Source organism: Streptomyces sp. adm13(2018) (assembly GCF_008042145.1).
In the GTDB taxonomy this organism is placed as follows: Bacteria; Actinomycetota; Actinomycetes; order Streptomycetales; family Streptomycetaceae; genus Streptomyces.
Window position 1 is genome coordinate 484,530 of record NZ_RDBH01000114.1, and the last position, 1,053, is coordinate 485,582.

4 tRNA genes are annotated in these 1,053 nt (G+C 66.4%); 1 reads left to right on the forward strand and 3 read right to left on the reverse strand.

Annotated features, from left to right (window positions below):
• Position 1: 1 nt before the first annotated feature.
• Positions 2-75 (reverse strand) — tRNA-Met (locus EAO70_RS14570).
• 408 nt (positions 76-483) lie between these two features.
• Between EAO70_RS14570 and EAO70_RS14575 the strand changes: the two genes are divergently transcribed.
• Positions 484-567 (forward strand) — tRNA-Leu (locus EAO70_RS14575).
• A gap of 188 nt (positions 568-755) precedes the next feature.
• On the opposite strand, the gene EAO70_RS14580 is transcribed toward EAO70_RS14575, so the two are convergent.
• Positions 756-829 (reverse strand) — tRNA-Met (locus EAO70_RS14580).
• 147 nt (positions 830-976) lie between these two features.
• Positions 977-1,050: transfer RNA gene (locus EAO70_RS14585), tRNA-Met, on the reverse strand.
• Positions 1,051-1,053: the final 3 nt, after the last annotated feature.

The window sequence follows — 1,053 nt, forward strand, 5'->3', positions numbered from 1 at the left end:
GTAGCGGGGACAGGATTTGAACCTGCGACCTCTGGGTTATGAGCCCAGCGAGCTACCGAGCTGCTCCACCCCGCGTCGATGATCCCCACTCTACACAAGTCCTCGCCCGCCCCTTGCCACACGCCATGACCAACGTCACACCGCCGGTCGGAGCAGGGACGGTTCGGTCGCGGCCGGCGCGGGCGCGGCAGGCTTCTGTGACACATCCCGCTCCTTCCCGAGTCCGCTCTTCTCCCGACTCGTCCTCTTCATCCCTCTCCCTGTCCCTCGCGGTCGGCGTCCTCCCGCGTCCTTCCCGCGTTCTTCCCGTGCGTGCTGCCAGGACCCTCCTTCCCTCCTCCGTCCGTCTGTCACTCCCTCACCTTGGTCTGGCTGAGCGGAGGCCGAACAAACGGATGTGAATCCACGGTCTGCGACGTGCTAATCTTCAGATGTCGCCAGGCACTCCCGCCGAAAAGTGAGAGAGCCCGGAGCACACCCAATGCGCGGGTGGCGGAATAGGCAGACGCGCTGGATTCAGGTTCCAGTGCCCGAAAGGGCGTGGGGGTTCAACTCCCCCCTCGCGCACAAGCTCGGGAAACCGAGGAACGGTCGGCATCGTGATCACGATGCCGACCGTTTTCGTTTGTCCCCTGCTGTTGTTGCTGTTGCTGTGGGGAGCCCGCCCTTCCTGGGGCCCCGGTGACGGGGCCGAGGCGAGGGCGAGCGGGAGAACGCGGAAGGGGCCCGGCATCAGCCGGGCCCCTTCCTTCTCGTAGCGGGGACAGGATTTGAACCTGCGACCTCTGGGTTATGAGCCCAGCGAGCTACCGAGCTGCTCCACCCCGCGTCGCCGACCGTTTTCGTTTGTCCCCTGCTGTTGTTGCTGTTGCTGTGGGGAGCCCGCCCTTCCTGGGGCCCCGGTGACGGGGCCGAGGCGAGGGCGAGCGGGAGAACGCGGAAGGGGCCCGGCATCAGCCGGGCCCCTTCCTTCTCGTAGCGGGGACAGGATTTGAACCTGCGACCTCTGGGTTATGAGCCCAGCGAGCTACCGAGCTGCTCCACCCCGCGTCG